Origin of the sequence: Aeromicrobium sp. HA (genome assembly GCF_027171405.1) — a bacterium.
Classification (GTDB): Bacteria; Actinomycetota; Actinomycetes; order Propionibacteriales; family Nocardioidaceae; genus Aeromicrobium; species Aeromicrobium tamlense.
Map to the genome: position 1 here is coordinate 2502916 of NZ_CP114372.1, position 14963 is coordinate 2517878.

General features: G+C 71.2%; 14 protein-coding genes. 9 read left to right on the forward strand and 5 right to left on the reverse strand.

The window, feature by feature from the left end:
* Nucleotides 1-2 precede the first annotated feature (2 nt).
* The 3 genes from O3S82_RS12360 to O3S82_RS12370 are packed head-to-tail and all read left to right on the forward strand — an operon-like array spanning nucleotide 3 to nucleotide 2528.
* A complete protein-coding gene (locus O3S82_RS12360) occupies nucleotides 3-566 on the forward strand; it encodes a TetR/AcrR family transcriptional regulator (protein WP_269303164.1) in 564 nt (187 codons plus the stop codon).
* Nucleotides 567-570: 4 nt separating this feature from the next.
* The gene (locus tag O3S82_RS12365) at nucleotides 571-897 is read left to right on the forward strand and encodes a DUF503 domain-containing protein (protein ID WP_179423468.1); all 327 of its coding nucleotides are present in this window, start codon (nucleotides 571-573) and stop codon (nucleotides 895-897) included.
* A 56-nt stretch (nucleotides 898-953) separates the two neighbouring features.
* Nucleotides 954-2528 (forward strand): SLC13 family permease, encoded by a 1575-nt coding sequence (locus O3S82_RS12370; RefSeq protein ID WP_269303166.1) that lies wholly within the window; start codon nucleotides 954-956, stop codon nucleotides 2526-2528.
* A gap of 6 nt (nucleotides 2529-2534) precedes the next feature.
* On the opposite strand, the gene O3S82_RS12375 is transcribed toward O3S82_RS12370, so the two are convergent.
* Genes O3S82_RS12375 through O3S82_RS12395 form a run of 5 tightly spaced genes read right to left on the reverse strand, consistent with a single transcriptional unit; the run spans nucleotide 2535 to nucleotide 10486 of the window.
* Nucleotides 2535-3740 (reverse strand): MFS transporter, encoded by a 1206-nt coding sequence (locus O3S82_RS12375; RefSeq protein WP_179423464.1) that lies wholly within the window; start codon nucleotides 3738-3740, stop codon nucleotides 2535-2537.
* Nucleotides 3737-4498, reverse strand: a complete 762-nt coding sequence (gene narI / locus O3S82_RS12380; RefSeq protein WP_179423462.1) for a respiratory nitrate reductase subunit gamma — start codon at nucleotides 4496-4498, stop codon at nucleotides 3737-3739. Before narI ends, O3S82_RS12375 begins: the two co-directional genes overlap by 4 nt.
* Nucleotides 4495-5124 (reverse strand): nitrate reductase molybdenum cofactor assembly chaperone, encoded by a 630-nt coding sequence (narJ, locus tag O3S82_RS12385; RefSeq protein WP_269303169.1) that lies wholly within the window; start codon nucleotides 5122-5124, stop codon nucleotides 4495-4497. The genes narI and narJ overlap by 4 nt, the downstream gene beginning before the upstream one ends.
* Nucleotides 5121-6785 carry a nitrate reductase subunit beta gene (narH, locus tag O3S82_RS12390; protein ID WP_269303171.1) on the reverse strand — a complete coding sequence of 555 codons (1665 nt, stop codon included), beginning with the start codon at nucleotides 6783-6785 and terminating at the stop codon, nucleotides 5121-5123. Before narH ends, narJ begins: the two co-directional genes overlap by 4 nt.
* Nucleotides 6785-10486, reverse strand: a complete 3702-nt coding sequence (locus O3S82_RS12395; protein ID WP_269303173.1) for a nitrate reductase subunit alpha — start codon at nucleotides 10484-10486, stop codon at nucleotides 6785-6787. Before O3S82_RS12395 ends, narH begins: the two co-directional genes overlap by 1 nt.
* Nucleotides 10487-10552: 66 nt before the next feature.
* On the opposite strand from O3S82_RS12395, the gene mobA reads away from it, so the two are divergent.
* From mobA to O3S82_RS12425, 6 genes are all read left to right on the forward strand, one after another.
* On the forward strand, nucleotides 10553-11110 hold the full coding sequence (gene mobA, locus O3S82_RS12400) for a molybdenum cofactor guanylyltransferase (protein ID WP_269303175.1): 558 nt from the start codon (nucleotides 10553-10555) through the stop codon (nucleotides 11108-11110).
* The gene (locus O3S82_RS12405; RefSeq protein WP_179423452.1) at nucleotides 11103-11345 is read left to right on the forward strand and encodes a DUF6457 domain-containing protein; all 243 of its coding nucleotides are present in this window, start codon (nucleotides 11103-11105) and stop codon (nucleotides 11343-11345) included. The genes mobA and O3S82_RS12405 overlap by 8 nt, the downstream gene beginning before the upstream one ends.
* Nucleotides 11342-12472 carry a molybdopterin molybdotransferase MoeA gene (locus tag O3S82_RS12410; RefSeq protein WP_269303177.1) on the forward strand — a complete coding sequence of 377 codons (1131 nt, stop codon included), beginning with the start codon at nucleotides 11342-11344 and terminating at the stop codon, nucleotides 12470-12472. Before O3S82_RS12405 ends, O3S82_RS12410 begins: the two co-directional genes overlap by 4 nt.
* 14 nt (nucleotides 12473-12486) lie before the next feature.
* A complete protein-coding gene (gene arsC / locus O3S82_RS12415) occupies nucleotides 12487-12828 on the forward strand; it encodes an arsenate reductase (glutaredoxin) (RefSeq protein WP_179423448.1) in 342 nt (113 codons plus the stop codon).
* Between the two features lie 163 nt (nucleotides 12829-12991).
* A complete protein-coding gene (locus O3S82_RS12420; protein WP_179423446.1) occupies nucleotides 12992-14041 on the forward strand; it encodes an HpcH/HpaI aldolase/citrate lyase family protein in 1050 nt (349 codons plus the stop codon).
* 10 nt (nucleotides 14042-14051) lie between these two features.
* Nucleotides 14052-14921: an HpcH/HpaI aldolase/citrate lyase family protein gene (locus O3S82_RS12425; protein WP_269303179.1), complete on the forward strand. Its 870-nt coding sequence runs from the start codon at nucleotides 14052-14054 to the stop codon at nucleotides 14919-14921.
* Nucleotides 14922-14963 lie beyond the last annotated feature (42 nt).

Below are 14963 nucleotides of genomic sequence, written 5' to 3' on the forward strand. Positions count from 1 at the left end.
CCATGGCCTCCCGCACCTCGCCCCGCGAGCGGCTCCTCGACGCCACGATCACGTCCCTGCGCCGCCACGGCGTGCAGGGCACCGGGATCGCCGAGCTGCTCAGCTCCAGCGGGACGGCGCGCCAGTCGATCTACCAGCACTTCCCCGGGGGCAAGGCCGAGCTCGTCGCGGCGGCCACCCGTCGGGCCGGCGACTTCATGGCCCGCCGCGACGGTGCGTCCGGGCCGCACGCGCACCTCGACCGACGGGTCGACTGGTGGGTGGGCCAGCTGGAGCGCCACGACTTCGCCCTCGGCTGCCCGGTCGCCGCGGCCGCGATCGCCGGCAGCGAGTTCCCCGAGGTCGTCGAGGCCGCGGCCGAGGTGTTCGACACCTGGACCCGCTCCTACGCCGGTCTCCTGGTCGAGGCCGGGGCCGAGCCGGAGCCGGCCACGGCGCTCGCCCGCTTCCAGATCAGCGCCATCGAGGGCGCGATCCTGACCGCCCGCGCCCTGCGCACCGTCGAGCCCCTCGAGGACCTGCGCACGCACCTCCACCGTCTCGTCGACGACCTCCTGCCACACTGATCACGTGTGGGTGGGATGGATCGAGTTCGACCTGCGGCTCGGTGACGTGCACTCCCTCAAGGAGAAGCGCGCCATCGTCCGCCCGATCGTCAACGAGCTGCGGCGCCGGTTCTCGGTGTCCGCCGCCGAGACCGACTCCCTCGACCTCTACCGCCGCGCGGGGATCGGCGGCTCCCTCGTCTCGATCGACCGCGCGCACGTCGTCGAGGTGCTCGACGCCGTGGAGCGGTGGATGGCCGAGCGGCCCGAGGTCGAGATCCTCCAGGCGCACCGCCACCTGGCCAGCAGCGCCGACGACGAGGACGACCAGGCCGAGCTCCCGTTCGCGTAACGCCCGCGGCCTCCCTAGGCTGATGTGACTTCGATCACCACCGCCAGGGGGGCGCGATGAGCACGGCCGAGGAACGACCGACCACCTACCGCACGTTCGACGAGGTCCAGGAGACGCTCAGTCCGGCCGAGCAGCGCTTCGAGCGCATCCGCCGCACCACGGGTCTGTTCGCGGGCCCGGTCCTGGGCATCGTCACGTACCTCGCGTGCAGCTCGCTCGACGAGCCGGCGCAGCGCCTGGCCGGGGTGCTGGCGTGGGTCGCCGTCTACTGGATCTGCGAGGCGATCCCGATCCCCGTCACCGCGATGCTCGCGATGGCAGCGGTGATCGCGCTCGGCATCGCGACGGCCGACGACGTCTTCGGGGCCTTCGGCAACAGCACGATCTTCGTGTTCATCGGCGGCTTCATCCTGGCCGAGTCGATGCGCAAGCACGGGCTCGACCGCCGCTTCGCGTTCGGGATCCTGAGTTTGCCGGGGGTCGCCGCGTCGACCACGCGCATCATCGTGGCGTTCGGCGCGATCACCGCCGTGCTGAGCGGCTTCGTCTCCAACACCGCGACGGCCGCCATGATGATGCCGATCGGCGCCGGCATCGTCGGCTTCATGGCCTCGGCGATGCGCCGCAGCAGCGACGGTGACACCGACCTGAACCCGCAGCGGCTGCAGTTCGCCACCGCCCTGATGCTGATGGTGGCCTACAGCGCCAGCGTCGGCGGACTGCTCACGCCCGTCGGCAGCCCGCCGAACCTCATCGGCCGCGCGTACCTGGAGGAGGAGCTCGACGTCACGATCCCGTTCTTCCAGTGGATGATCCTGGCCTTCCCGCTCGTGCTGCTGATGTTCCTCGTGCTGTGCGTCCTGCTGGTGCGGCTCAACAAGCCCGAGATCAAGCGCGTCGAGGGCGTCGAGGGCTACATCGCCGAGGAGCGCCAGAAGCTCGGCACGATGGGCCCCGGAGGCCGCAACACCCTCATCGCGTTCGGCACCGCGGTCGCCCTGTGGGTGCTGCCCGGCGCGGTCGGCCTGGTCACCGGCGGCGAGTCCGACACCTACGACTGGCTGCTGGAGCACCTCGACGAGGGCGCGGTCGCGATCTTCGCCGCCTCGCTGCTGTTCCTGCTGCCGCTGGACTGGGGCAAGCGCGAGTTCACCCTGAGCTGGAACGACGCGGTGAAGATCGACTGGGGCACGATCATCCTGTTCGGCAGCGGCATCGCGCTGGGCGGACTGCTGTCGTCCACCGGCCTGGCCGAGACGATGGGCACCTCGCTGTCGGACCTGCTGGGCACCGACACCCTCGTCGGCATCACGATCCTGGCCACCGTCATCGCGGTGCTCATCAGCGAGACCACGAGCAACACCGCCAGCGTGGTCGTGGTGGCGCCGATCGCCGCCCAGCTCGCGCTCGCCGCCGACGTCAACCCGGCGATCCCCGTGCTGGCCGCCGTCTTCGGCGCCTCGTTCGGCTTCATGCTGCCGGTCTCGACGCCGCCGAACGCGATCGTCTACGGCACGGGCATGGTGCCGATCACCAAGATGCTCCGGTCGGGCATCGTGTTCGACGTCATCGGCATCGTCATCATCGTCACGGGCGTGACCGTGATGGCGAACCTGCTGGGGATCGGCTGAGGCGGGCTAGGCCGAGGTGGTCCGCTTCGCCCTGATCCCCCACTGGGAGAACGCGCAGGCGCCCAGCGCCACGACCATCAGCAGGACGAGGCCGACCGTGTAGCTGTGGTCCGCCTCGTTGTAGGTGGCTCCCATGACCAGCGGCGGGAAGAAGCCGCCGAGGCCGCCGGCGGCGCCGACGATGCCGGTGACGCTGCCGACCCGCTCGGGCGGCGCCAGCTGCGCGACCCACGCGAACACCGATCCGGTGCCCAGCCCCAGGAACAGCGCCAGCAGGATGAACGCGGCACCTGCCGGGACCTCGGGCACGGGCTGCAGCGCGACCACGCCGGCCATCACGACGGTGCCGAGCAGCGAGACCCCGGTGATCACCTTCGGGCCGACCTTGTCCGACAGGATGCCGCCCAGCGGTCGCGCGGCCACCGCGGCCAGCGCGAAGCCGGCGGTGCGGGTGCCCGCCGCGGCGAGGTCGAAGTCGTAGACGTCCTTGAGGTACGTCGGCAGGTAGGTGGAGAAGGCGACGAAGCCACCGAACGCCACGGCGTACAGGAACGACAGCTGCCACGTGATCGGCAGCTTCGCGGCGCCGACCAGCTTCGGCACGACCGGGTCGTGGTTGGCGGACCATGCGGGCGAGTCGCGCATCATCGTCCACGACAGGAGCGCCACGGCGACCAGCGCCGCCGCGATGAGGACGTGCGTCATCCCGTAGCCGAACCACTCGACCATCCGCGGCGTGAAGAACGCCGAGAGGGCGGTGCCGCCCATGCCCGCGCCGAACACGCCCGTCGCGAAGCCGCGGCGCGGCTTGTCGAACCACGCGTTCACGAACGGGATGCCCACCGCGAACGTCGTGCCCGCGATGCCGAGGAAGAAGCCGAACAGCAGCAGCAGCGGGTACGAGCCCCGGTCGCCGGCGAACGCGACGAGCAGCACGAACGGCGCCGACACGAGCATGAGGGCGGGGAACATGATCCGACCGCCGAAGCGGTCGGTCAGGGCGCCGGCCAGGATGCGGCCGAGCGAGCCGACCAGCACGGGCGTCGCCACGAGCAGCGACTTCTCCCCCGCGGTCAGGTCGAGCTGCTCGGCGTACCTCACGCCCAGCGGCGCGATGACGTTCCACGCCCAGAAGCTGATCGCGAACGCGAGCGTGGCCAGTGCCAGGTTCCGGCCCCGTCCCGCCTCGAGGGCCTGCTGCTGATCGCTCACCGGTCTCTCCTTCTTCCCGCGTTGTCACGGGTGCCGACGGGGTCCCAGCCGGGCCGCGGGTCACGGGCTCCGGCACCGTGCGCCGCATCGCGGCTCCGGTAGACGATGTACGGGCGGAACAGGTAGTGCAGCGGTGCGGTGAAGGCGTGCACGAGCCGGGTGAACGGCCAGATCGTGAACAGCAGCATCCCCACCAGCACGTGGATGTGGAACTGGAACGGGGCCGCCGCCATCGCGTCGACGTCGGGCTGGAGCACGAAGATCGATCGGAACCACGGCGAGACCGTCTCGCGGTAGTTGTGCGCCTCGTGGCCGGCGCCGATCGAGACGAGCGTGGTCCACAGTCCCAGCACGATCGCGGCGACCAGCACGACGTACATGACCTTGTCGTTCGTGGTGGTGGCCATGAAGACGGGTCCGGTCGTGCGGCGGCGGTAGATCAGCAGGGCCAGCCCGCCGAGCGTCAGCAGGCCCGCGATCGTGCCGAAGAACAGGGCGTTGAAGTGGTAGATGTCCTCCGTGACGCCCACCGCCTCGGTCCAGCTCTCGGGGATGACGAGGCCGCCGAAGTGGCCGATCGCGACCATGAGGATGCCGAAGTGGAACGCGGGCGAGCCGATCCGCAGCAGCCGGGACTCGTAGAGCTGCGACGAGCGGGTCGTCCAGCCGAACTTGTCGTAGCGGTAGCGCCAGATCGTGCCGCCGACCAGCACCGCCAGCATCACGTAGGGCAGGACGCCCCACAGCAGGACGTTCATCGGCGTGCTCCTTCCGCGAGCGGCAGCAGCCGCGGGTCGAACGGCTCCAGGCCGACGGTCTCGGTGGGCTGCACGGGTCCGGCGAGGGCCATCGCCTCGGTGCGCGTGCGGGGCGACTCCCCCGGCAGGGTCGCGCACACCGCGCGCACGGCCCCGGCCCACGGGGATGCGTCGTCCTCCAGCTCGATGCGCAGCAGCTCGAGGCTCGCGCGGTACCGCTGCAGCAGCGCGGCGCCCGCCTCCGGGTCGACGACCGCGGCGAACTCCAGCACGACCGGGAGGTGGTCGGGCAGCTCGCCGCCGAGCCGGACGACCTGGCCGCTGTCGCGGTAGACCTGCTTGAACGCGGCGAGCACCTCGCCACGGCGACGGGTGTCGCCCTCGGTCCAGTACGAGAGGTGCAGCGCGTGCCGTCGGGTCAGGTCGAACGTGTCGACGTAGAGGTGGCGCAGCTCCTCCGGGTCGGTGGCGGCGAGCCGCTCGATGACCTCGAGCAGCTCGCGCACGGCGCGGGTCGGGCGCTGCTCGCGCAGCGCCACCGTCAGCTGCGGCAGCGCCTCGATCACGTCGTCGTGCGGGTACGAGAGCACCCACGACGCGACCTGGTGGACGACCTGGGTGCTCATGAATCCTCGCTCCGGTCGGGGAACAACCCCTGCGGCACGCCGTTGCCGTCCCAGTTGAGGAGGTTGACGCGCGACCGCAGGCGCTCGCCGCCGGCCGGGGTGTCGGTCTGCTGGCGGTCGCGAAGTGCCTGGAAGGTCTCGACCGCGACCGGCACAGGTCCTCCGCTGGCCTCGCCGAAGGGGCCCGAGCCGCCCATGCCGGGGCCGTCCTCGAAGTCGAGGGAGCAGCCGATCTCCTCGAGGTGGTGGGCGTCCTCGGCGTGCGCCTGCGGGATGACGTAGCGCTCCTCGTACTTGGCGATCGCCATGAGCCGGTACATCTCGTACATCGACTCCTCGGTCATCCCGACCGCCTCGGGGATCGAGCCGTCGGGCTCGCGCCCCAGGCTCACGTCGCGCATGTAGGACCGCATCGCCGCGAGCTTGTTCAGCACCTCGGCGATCACCTCGGTGTCGCCGGCGGTGAACAGCTCGGCGAGGTACTCCATCGGGATCCGCAGCGAGCCGATCGCGCCGAAGAGCGTCTCGGGGGCCTCGGCGTCGTGGCCCTGCTCGCGCAGGAGATCGACGATCGGCGACAGCGGCGGGACGTACCAGACCATCGGCATCGTGCGGTACTCCGGATGCAGCGGCAGCGCCACGCGGTACGTCTTCGCCAGCGCGTAGACCGGCGACCTCCGGGCCGCGTCGATCCAGTCCTCGGGGATGCCCTGCTCGCGGGCCAGCCGCGCCACCTCGGGGTCGCTCGGGTCCAGCATGAGGTCCAGCTGGGCCTCGTACAGGTCCTGCGGGTCCGGGGTCGAGGCGGCGTCCGTCACGGCGTCGGCGTCGTAGAGGAACAGGCCCAGGTAGCGCAGTCGGCCGACGCACGTCTCGGCGCAGACGGTGGGCAGTCCGACCTCGATCCGCGGGTAGCAGAACGTGCACTTCTCGGCCTTGCCGGACTTGTGGTTGAAGTAGATCTTCTTGTACGGACAGCCGGTGATGCACTGGCGCCAGCCGCGGCAGCGATCCTGGTCGACCAGCACGATGCCGTCCTCGGCGCGCTTGTAGATCGCGCCCGAGGGGCACGACGCCATGCACGACGGGTTGAGGCAGTGCTCGCAGATCCGCGGGAGGTAGAACATGAAGGTCTGCTCGAACTCGAACCTGATCCTGTCCTCGCTCTCGCGGCGGACCTTCTCCACGATCGGGTCGAGGTGCCCCAGCTCGCTCGTGCCGGCGAGGTTGTCGTCCCAGTTGGCCGACCACGAGACCTTGGTGTCCTCGCCGGTGATGAGCGACTTCGGACGTGCCACTGGGAAGTCGTCGCCCAGCGGGGCCTCGATGAGCGTGGAGTAGTCGTACGTCCACGGCTCGTAGTAGTCGCTCAGCTCGGGCTGGACGGGGCTGGCGAAGATGCCGAACAGCTTGCGCAGCCGGCCACCGGCCTTGAGCGTCAGGTTGCCGCGGCGGTTCAGCTCCCAGCCGCCCTTCCACTGCTCCTGGTCCTCGTACCGGCGGGGGTAGCCCTGGCCGGGCCGCGTCTCGACGTTGTTGAACCACACGTACTCCGTTCCCGCGCGGTTCGTCCACGCCTGCTTGCACGTGACCGAGCACGTCTGGCAGCCGATGCACTTGTCGAGGTTCATCACCATGCCCATCTGGGCCATGACACGCATCAGTACGTCACCTCCTGCGACCGGCGACGGATCGTCGCGATGATGTCCCGCTGGTTGCCCGTCGGGCCCAGGTAGTTGAACGCGTAGGACAGCTGCGCGTAGCCGCCGATGAGGTGCGTCGGCTTCACCAGCACGCGGGTCACGCTGTTGTGGATGCCGCCGCGCCGGCCGGTGAACTCCGACTTCGGCACGTCGATCGTGCGCTCCTGCGCGTGGTGGACGTACGTGACGCCCTCGGGCAGGCGGTGCGTGACGATCGCGCGGCACACGAACACGCCGTTCGCGTTCGAGCACTCGATCCAGTCGTTGTCCTTGACCCCGATCGCCGCGGCGTCCTCCTGGCTGAGCCAGGCGGTGGGGCCGCCGCGCGAGAGCGACAGCATCAGCAGGTTGTCCTGGTACTCGGAGTGGATCGACCACTTCGAGTGCGGCGTCAGGTAGCGCACCGTGATCTCGCGGTCGCCGTTCTCGCCCAGGCGTGGCCCGCCGAACAGCCGGCTCATGTCGAGGGGTGGTCGGTAGATCGGCATCGCCTCGCCGAGGTCGCGCATCCAGTCGTGGTCGAGGAAGAAGTGCATGCGGCCGGTGAGCGTGTGCCACGGCTTGAGCCGCTCCACGTTGACGGTGAACGGCGCGTACCGCCGGCCTCCGGTCTCCGAGCCCGACCACTCCGGCGACGTGATGACCGGGACGGGCGCGGCCTGCGTCTGGGCGAAGGTGATGCGCTTCTCCTCCGAGCCCTCCGCCAGGTCGGCTAGCCGCTTGCCCACGCGCTTCTCCAGGGTGTGGAAGCCCTGCGTGGCCAGCTCGCCGTTCGTGGTGCCCGAGAGGGTCAGGATCGCCTCGGCCATCTTCGCGTCGGTGTCGATCGCGGGTCGGCCGGCGGCGACGCCCGAGTCGAACACTCCCCCGGACTGGGCGAGCAGCGACAGCGCCTCGGTGAGGTCGAAGGTCACGTTCTTGACGCCGAAGCCCAGCCGGTCGGCCAGCGGGCCGATCGCCTTGAGCTTGTCGGCCACGGCGGTGTAGTCGCGCTCGACGAGGTGCAGGGCCGGCATCGTCCTCCCGGGGATCGGCTCGACGTCGCCGCGCTTCCAGTCCAGGACGACGCCGCCGGGCTGCGCCGTCTCGCCGGGGGTGTCGTGCTGCATCGGCACGGCCACGATGTCGCGCCGCACGCCGAGATGGGTCCTCGCGAGCTCGGAGAACCTCTTCGCCACGTGGTGGAACATCGAGAAGTCGGTCTGCGACTCCCACGGCGGGTCGATCGCCGGCGTGAACGCGTGCACGAACGGGTGCATGTCGGTGGACGAGAGGTCGTGCTTCTCGTACCAGGTGGCGGCCGGGAAGACCACGTCCGACAGCAGCGTCGTCGACGTCATGCGGAAGTCGGCCGAGACGAGCAGGTCGAGCTTGCCCTCGGGCGCCTCGTCCCGCCAGACGACGTCCTTCGGCCTGACCGAGGCCTCCCCGTCGACCGCCTTCGTGTTCGAGTGCGTGCCCAGCAGGTGCTTGAGGAAGTACTCGTTGCCCTTCGCGGACGAGCCGAACAGATTCGAGCGCCAGAGCGTGAGCGTGCGCGGCCAGTTCTCGGGCGCGTCGACGTCCTCGATCGCGAACCTCAGCGAGCCGTCCTTGAGCCGCTGCACGACGTAGTCGTTCACGTCCTCGGCCGTCCCCGCCTCGATCGCCGCGAACGCCTCGTCGGCGAGGTCGAGCGGGTTGCGATCGAACTGCGGGTAGAACGGCATCCAGCCCATCCGCGCGGACTGCGCGATCGTGTCGGCCGTGTGCATGCCGGTCAGGTGCCCCTCCGCGAGCGGCGAGGCGAGGGCGTCGGCCCGATAGCCGTCGGAGCGCCACTGGTCGGTGTGCATGTACCAGTACGAGGTGCCCGTCATCGTGCGCGGCGGGCGGCTCCAGTCGAGGTTGTTCGCCAGCGAGATCCAGCCCGTGATGGGGCGGCACTTCTCCTGGCCCACGTAGTGCGCCCAGCCGCCGCCGTTGCGGCCCATGCTGCCGGTCAGCAGCAGCATCGACAGGATCGCGCGGTAGGTCGCGTCGGCGTGGAACCACTGGCAGACGCCGGCGCCCAGGATGATCATCGAGCGGCCGCCGGACTCCTCGGCGTTCCTCGCGAACTCGCGTGCCACGCGCACGCACGCCTCGGGCGTGACGCTCGTGACCTCGGCCTGCCACGCGGGCGTGTACGGCGAGGTCGCGTCCTCGTAGCCCCCGGGCCACCGGCCCGGCAGGTCGGGACGGCCGACGCCGTGCTGCGCCAGCATGAGGTCGAACACCGTGGTGACCAGCTGGTCGCCCACGCGGGTGACGGGCACGCCACGGCGCAGCACCTCGCCCTCGCCGTCGACGCCGGCGAACGACGGCAGCAGCACCTCGGCGGCGTCCGTCTCGACCCTCGCGTCCCGCAGCGACAGCGCCGGCGTGACGCCCTGCAGGTCGAGGTTCCACCTGCCCTCACCCGACTCGGAGTAGCGGTCGCCGAGCGTGCCGTTCGGGACCACGGTCTCGCCCGTGGCCGCGTTCACCAGGACCGTCTTCCACGCGCCCTCGGGCGTCTCGTCGCCGAGGTCGCGCGCCGTGAGGAACTTGCCCGGGACCAGGCCGCCGTGCTCCTCGTTCTGCTTGAGCGTGATGAGGAACGGCAGGTCGGTGTACTGGCGGACGTAGTCGACGAAGAACGGCACCCGCCGGTCGACGAAGAACTCCTTGAGGATGACGTGGGTCATCGCCATCGCCAGCGCGCCGTCGGTGCCGGCCTGCGCGGGCAGCCACTCGTCGGCGAACTTCGTGTTGTCGGCGTAGTCGGGGCTGATCGTCACGACCTTCGTGCCGCGGTAGCGGACCTCGGCCATCCAGTGCGCGTCCGGCGTGCGGGTCACGGGAACGTTCGAGCCCCACATCATGAGGTAGGTCGAGTCCCACCAGTCGCCGGACTCGGGGACGTCGGTCTGGTCGCCGAACACCTGCGGGCTGGCCACCGGCAGGTCGGCGTACCAGTCGTAGAACGACGTCATCGCGCCGCCGAGCAGGTGCGTGAAGCGGGCGCCGACGGCGTGCGACACCATCGACATCGCCGGGATCGGGCTGAACGTCGCGATGCGGTCGGGGCCGTGCTGCTTGATCGTGTGCACCTGGGCGGCCGCGGTGATCTCGACGGCCTCCTGCCAGTTGGTGCGGACGAAGCCGCCCTTGCCGCGGGCCTGCTGGTAGCGGCGGCGGCGCTCGGGGTCGCCGACCACGTCGGCCCACGCCAGCACCGGGTCGCCGAGGCGCTGCTTCGCCTCGCGGTACATCTCCAGCAGCACGCCGCGCGCGTACGGGTAGCGGACCCGCGTGGGCGAGTAGGTGTACCAGGAGAAGGCCGCGCCCCGAGGACAGCCGCGAGGCTCGTACTCGGGGCGATCGGGTCCGACCGAGGGGTAGTCGGTCTGCTGCGCCTCCCACGTGATGATCCCGTCCTTGACGTAGACCTTCCACGAGCACGAGCCCGTGCAGTTCACGCCGTGGGTGGACCGGACGACCTTGTCGTGACTCCAGCGGTCGCGGTAGAAGACGTCGCCGCGGCGTCCTCCCTCGCGAAAGACGGCTCGACCGTCGTCGGTCTCCTCCCACCGAGTGAAGAACCTCCCAGTCTTCAGCAGTGCAGCGCTTGCGGGGCCATCGAGGGGCTTCGCCATGACACCACCAGAACGCGTGGGGTGGGTCACACGCAACCCACCCATCACGTGCGGCACGATGAGGACATGGCCCCGTTCCACGCGATCGTCCTCGCGGGCGGACGGACGAGCCGACTCGGCGGGATCGACAAGGTGATGGTCCCGGTCGGCGGACGCCCCCTCCTGGCCCACGCCGTGGCTGCGGCAGCACAGGCGGATCGGGTGGTCGTGGTCGGCCCCTGGCGCCGGCTCGACCTCGAGCGCGAGGTCGCGTGGGTGCGCGAGGACCCGCCCTTCGCCGGACCGGCGCATGCCGTGGCCACCGGGCTCGCAGCGCTTCCGCCCGACACGGACGGCGAGGTGCTCGTGCTGGCGGCCGACCTCGTCCGGCCCGACCTGCTGGTCGCCGCACTTCGCGGCGGGGAGGGCAACCGCGTCGCCGTCGACCCCGGCGGCCGCCGCCAGTGGGCCGCCTGCGTCGTGCGCGTCGGCGACCTCGCGGCGGCCGTCTCGACGGCGCCCACCGAGGGCGCGTCCCTGCGATCCTTGATCGGCCGGCTCGACCCGGTCGACGTCCCCGTCGACGCCGCGGCCGGTGCCGACGTCGACACGCCCGACGACCTGGAGGAGCACGCCGATGACTGACGAGACCCTGACCCGCTGGTGGCAGGCGCTGACCGCCGAGCTGGGCATCGACCCGCAGGCGGACCCGGAGGCGCTGCTCGACCTGGCCGGCACCGCAGCGCACTCGGTCGTGCGGCCCGCGGCGCCGCTCACGACCTTCCTCGTCGGCTACGCCGCCGGACGCGCCGATGCCGGCGCCGACAGCATGGCCGAGCTCATCGCGCGGGCCGAGCGGGCGGCCGAGGACTTCGCGTGACCGACCCGTCCTGGGAGCAGGCCCGGGAGCTGGCCCGTGCGGCCGTGCGCCCGGCCGAGCCCACCGACCTCAACGTGCACGGCGCCCTCGGCACCACCACCGCCGCCGACCTGTGCGCGCTCGGACCCGTCCCCCATGCCGCGACCTCGGCGATGGACGGCTGGGCCGTGGCGGGCTCGGGTCCGTGGCGGATCGACGCGACCGACGGGCCGCTCGAGCCGGGGCACGCCCGGCCCATCGTCACCGGCGGCGTGCCGCCCGAGGGCGCCGACGCCGTGCTCCCGTCGGAGTGGGGTGAGGTCGACGGCGACCTCCTGCACGGCGATGCTCCCCCGGCCGGTCGCCACGTCCGGCCCGCGGGCGAGGAGGCGCAGGAGGGCGACGTCATCGTGGCGTCCGGCTCGGTGCTGACGCCCGCGCGGCTGGCGGTGCTGTCCGCCGCGGGGCACGACCTGGTCCGCGTGCGCCACGCGCCGCTCGTCCGCCTGCTCGTCACCGGCGACGAGCTGATCGGCGCGGGTGTTCCCGCGGCCGGACAGGTCCGCGACGTCATGACCCCGATGCTGCCGCCGCTGCTGGCGGCGCTCGGCGCCAAGACCTCGCATCACGAGCGCGTCCACGACGACGTCTCCGCGCTGGTCGCCCAGGTCGGGCGCAGCGACGCCGACCTCGTGGTCAGCGCCGGTGGCACCGGACGATCCTCCGCCGACCCGATCGAGTCCGCGTGGGACCGGCTCGGCGCTGACGTGCGCTTCCGCGGCGTGGACATGCGTCCCGGTCACCCGGTCTCGCTGGCCGTCCTGCCCGACGGCCGCGCCTGGCTGGCGCTGCCGGGAAACCCGCTGGCCGCCGCGCTGACGGCGCTGTCCTTCGTGCCGGCGCTCGTCGCGGGCTTCACGGACGTACCGCTCCCCCGCCTCGAGCATGAGGTGGCCGCCGCGGCGTTCGAAGGCCGGGCCGGCACCACGCTCGTGCCCGCCGTGCGCACGCCCGACGGCCTCGTCCCGGCAGGAGCGAGCCGCCCGCACATGCTGCGCGGCCTCGCCGACGCCGACGCGGTGGCCGTGGTCCCGAGCCCGGGGCTCGCGGCTGGAGAGCGCGTCCCTGTGCTGGCCCGCGTCTGGTGAGTACCGTCGGAGACGTGGACGCGACCATCTATCACCATCCCCGCTGCACGACCTCGCGCAAGACGCTGGACCGGCTCCGCGAGACCGGCGTCGAGCCGACGATCGTGAAGTACGCCGACGAGGGCTGGACCGAGCAGCAGCTGCGCGACCTCTTCGCCGCGGCCGGGCTCACCCCCGCCCAGGCCGCTCGGAAGCGCGAGCCGCTCTACCGCGAGCTGGGCCTCGCCGACGCGACCGACGATCAGATCCTGGCCGCGATGGTCGAGCACCCGATCCTCGTCGAGCGACCCTTCGTCGTGACCGAGAAGGGCGCGCGACTGGCCCGGCCGATCGAGTCGGTCGACGAGATCCTCTGAGTCCCCAGATTTGCTCCTCAATCCACCTTTCAGGACCTCTCAAAGGTGGATCAAGGAGCAAATCTCGGGCTGGCGGAGGGCCGTGAGCCCGGACCCGTCGCGCCCGTCCGGGCGCGGCGCGCCATACTGGCCCCGACCCTGACTCCCACGGAAGAGAGTTCCCGTGCGCAATCCTCGTGCCTTCCTGCGTCCGCTGGCCGTCGGCGCCCCGAAGCCCAGCTCCGACGTCCCGTTCCGCCCGAGCCGGATGATCCACTTCTTCGACCCGAGCAACGAGAAGATGGCCGCGAAGGTGCCGGACATCGCGAAGAAGGTCGACATCATCCTCGGCAACCTCGAGGACGCGGTGAAGACCGAGAAGAAGGAGGCCGCACGCCAGGGCCTGGTCGACATCGCGAAGGCCACCGACTTCGGCGACACGCAGCTGTGGACCCGCGTCAACAGCCTCGACTCCCCGTGGGTGCTCGACGACCTCATCACGCTGGTCACCGAGATCGGCGACAAGCTCGACGTCATCATGGTGCCGAAGGTCGAGGGCGCCCAGGACATCCACTACGTCGACCGCCTGCTGGCCCAGCTCGAGGCCCGCGCCGGCCTCGACCGCCAGATCCTCGTGCACGCGATCCTCGAGACCGCCGAGGGCGTCGCCAACGTCGAGGAGATCGCCGCGGCCAGCCCGCGCATGCAGGGCATCAGCCTCGGCCCGGCCGACCTCGCCGCGAGCCGCCGCATGAAGACCACCCGCGTGGGCGGCGGCCACCCCGGCTACATCGTGCGCCAGGACCCGACCGGCGAGGACCTCACCGTCGGCCGCACCACGTACCAGCAGGACCTGTGGCATTACACGATCGCGCGCATGGTCGACGCCTGCGCGATGAACGACATCCTCCCGTTCTACGGCCCGTTCGGTGACATCAAGGACGTCGTCGCGTGCGAGGACCAGTTCCGCAACGCGTTCCTGCTCGGCTGCGTCGGCGCATGGAGCCTGCACCCCGTGCAGATCGACATCGCCAAGAAGGTCTTCTCCCCCAGCGCCGAGGACGTCGCGCACGCGAAGCGCGTCGTCGAGGCGATGGGCGACGGCTCGGGCGCCGTCATGATCGACGGCAAGATGGAGGACGACGCCTCCTGCAAGCAGTGCCTCGTCATGCTCGACCTGGCCAAGTCCCTCGCCGAGCGCGACCCCGAGCTAGCCGCGGCCTACGACCTCTGAGGAGCCTGACATGACCGAGATCCGTCCCCGCCGCTCCGTCCTCTACATGCCGGGCGCCAACGAGCGCGCGCTGGAGAAGGCCAAGTCGATCGACGCCGACGCGCTGATCCTCGACCTCGAGGACTCCGTCTCCCCCGACGCCAAGGAGACCGGTCGCGCCAACGTGTGCGCCGCGGTCACCTCGGGCGAGTACGGCCACCGCGAGCTGGCCATCCGCGTCAACTCGATCGGCACGCAGTGGCACGACGACGACGTCGCCGCGGCCGCGAAGGCCGGCCCCGACGCGATCCTCGTGCCCAAGGTCGAGTCGGCCCAGCAGGTGCGCGACCTGGTCGCCGCCCTCGAGGCCGCGGGCGCCCCGGCGCACACGCAGCTGTGGGCCATGATCGAGACGCCCACCGCCCTGCTGCACGCCGAGGAGATCGCCGCGGCGCACGAGCGCCTCACGGTGATCGTCCTGGGCACCAACGACATCGTGAACGAGACCTACGGACTGCACGTCCCGGGCCGCAACCCGCTCGTGCTCACGGCCCTGTCCTGGACCCTGCTGGCCGTCCGCGCCGCCGGCAAGGTCGTCATCGACGGCGTCTACAACGACGTCAAGGACGACGAGGGCTTCGCGGCCGAGGCCCGCCAGGGTCGCGAGATGGGCTTCGACGGCAAGACCCTGATCCACCCCTCGCAGGTCGAGCCGGCCAACGCGGCGTTCGCGCCCAGCGAGGCCGACGTCGAGCGCGCCCAGGGCATGATCGCGGCGTTCGACGAGGCGATGGCCGAGAAGAAGGGCGTCGCCACGTACAACGGCAAGATGATCGAGGAGCTGCACATCCGCGACGCGAAGCGGATCCTCGCCTACGCCGAGGCGCTGCAGGGCCGCTGACACCGCAGGAACGCGAACGAGGCGCGTACCGGGACGAGAGTC

Bases quoted from the DNA above. Each gene is read 5' to 3' on its own strand.
- O3S82_RS12360 (WP_269303164.1), top strand. From the start codon at position 3: ATGGCCTCCCGCACCTCGCCCCGCGAGCGGCTCCTCGACGCCACGATC.
- O3S82_RS12370 (WP_269303166.1), top strand. From the start codon at position 954: ATGAGCACGGCCGAGGAACGACCGACCACCTACCGCACGTTCGACGAG.
- narI (WP_179423462.1), bottom strand. From the start codon at position 4,498: ATGAACGTCCTGCTGTGGGGCGTCCTGCCCTACGTGATGCTGGCGGTG.
- narJ (WP_269303169.1), bottom strand. From the start codon at position 5,124: ATGAGCACCCAGGTCGTCCACCAGGTCGCGTCGTGGGTGCTCTCGTAC.
- narH (WP_269303171.1), bottom strand. From the start codon at position 6,785: ATGCGTGTCATGGCCCAGATGGGCATGGTGATGAACCTCGACAAGTGC.
- O3S82_RS12395 (WP_269303173.1), bottom strand. From the start codon at position 10,486: ATGGCGAAGCCCCTCGATGGCCCCGCAAGCGCTGCACTGCTGAAGACT.
- mobA (WP_269303175.1), top strand. From the start codon at position 10,553: ATGGCCCCGTTCCACGCGATCGTCCTCGCGGGCGGACGGACGAGCCGA.
- O3S82_RS12405 (WP_179423452.1), top strand. From the start codon at position 11,103: ATGACTGACGAGACCCTGACCCGCTGGTGGCAGGCGCTGACCGCCGAG.
- O3S82_RS12425 (WP_269303179.1), top strand. From the start codon at position 14,052: ATGACCGAGATCCGTCCCCGCCGCTCCGTCCTCTACATGCCGGGCGCC.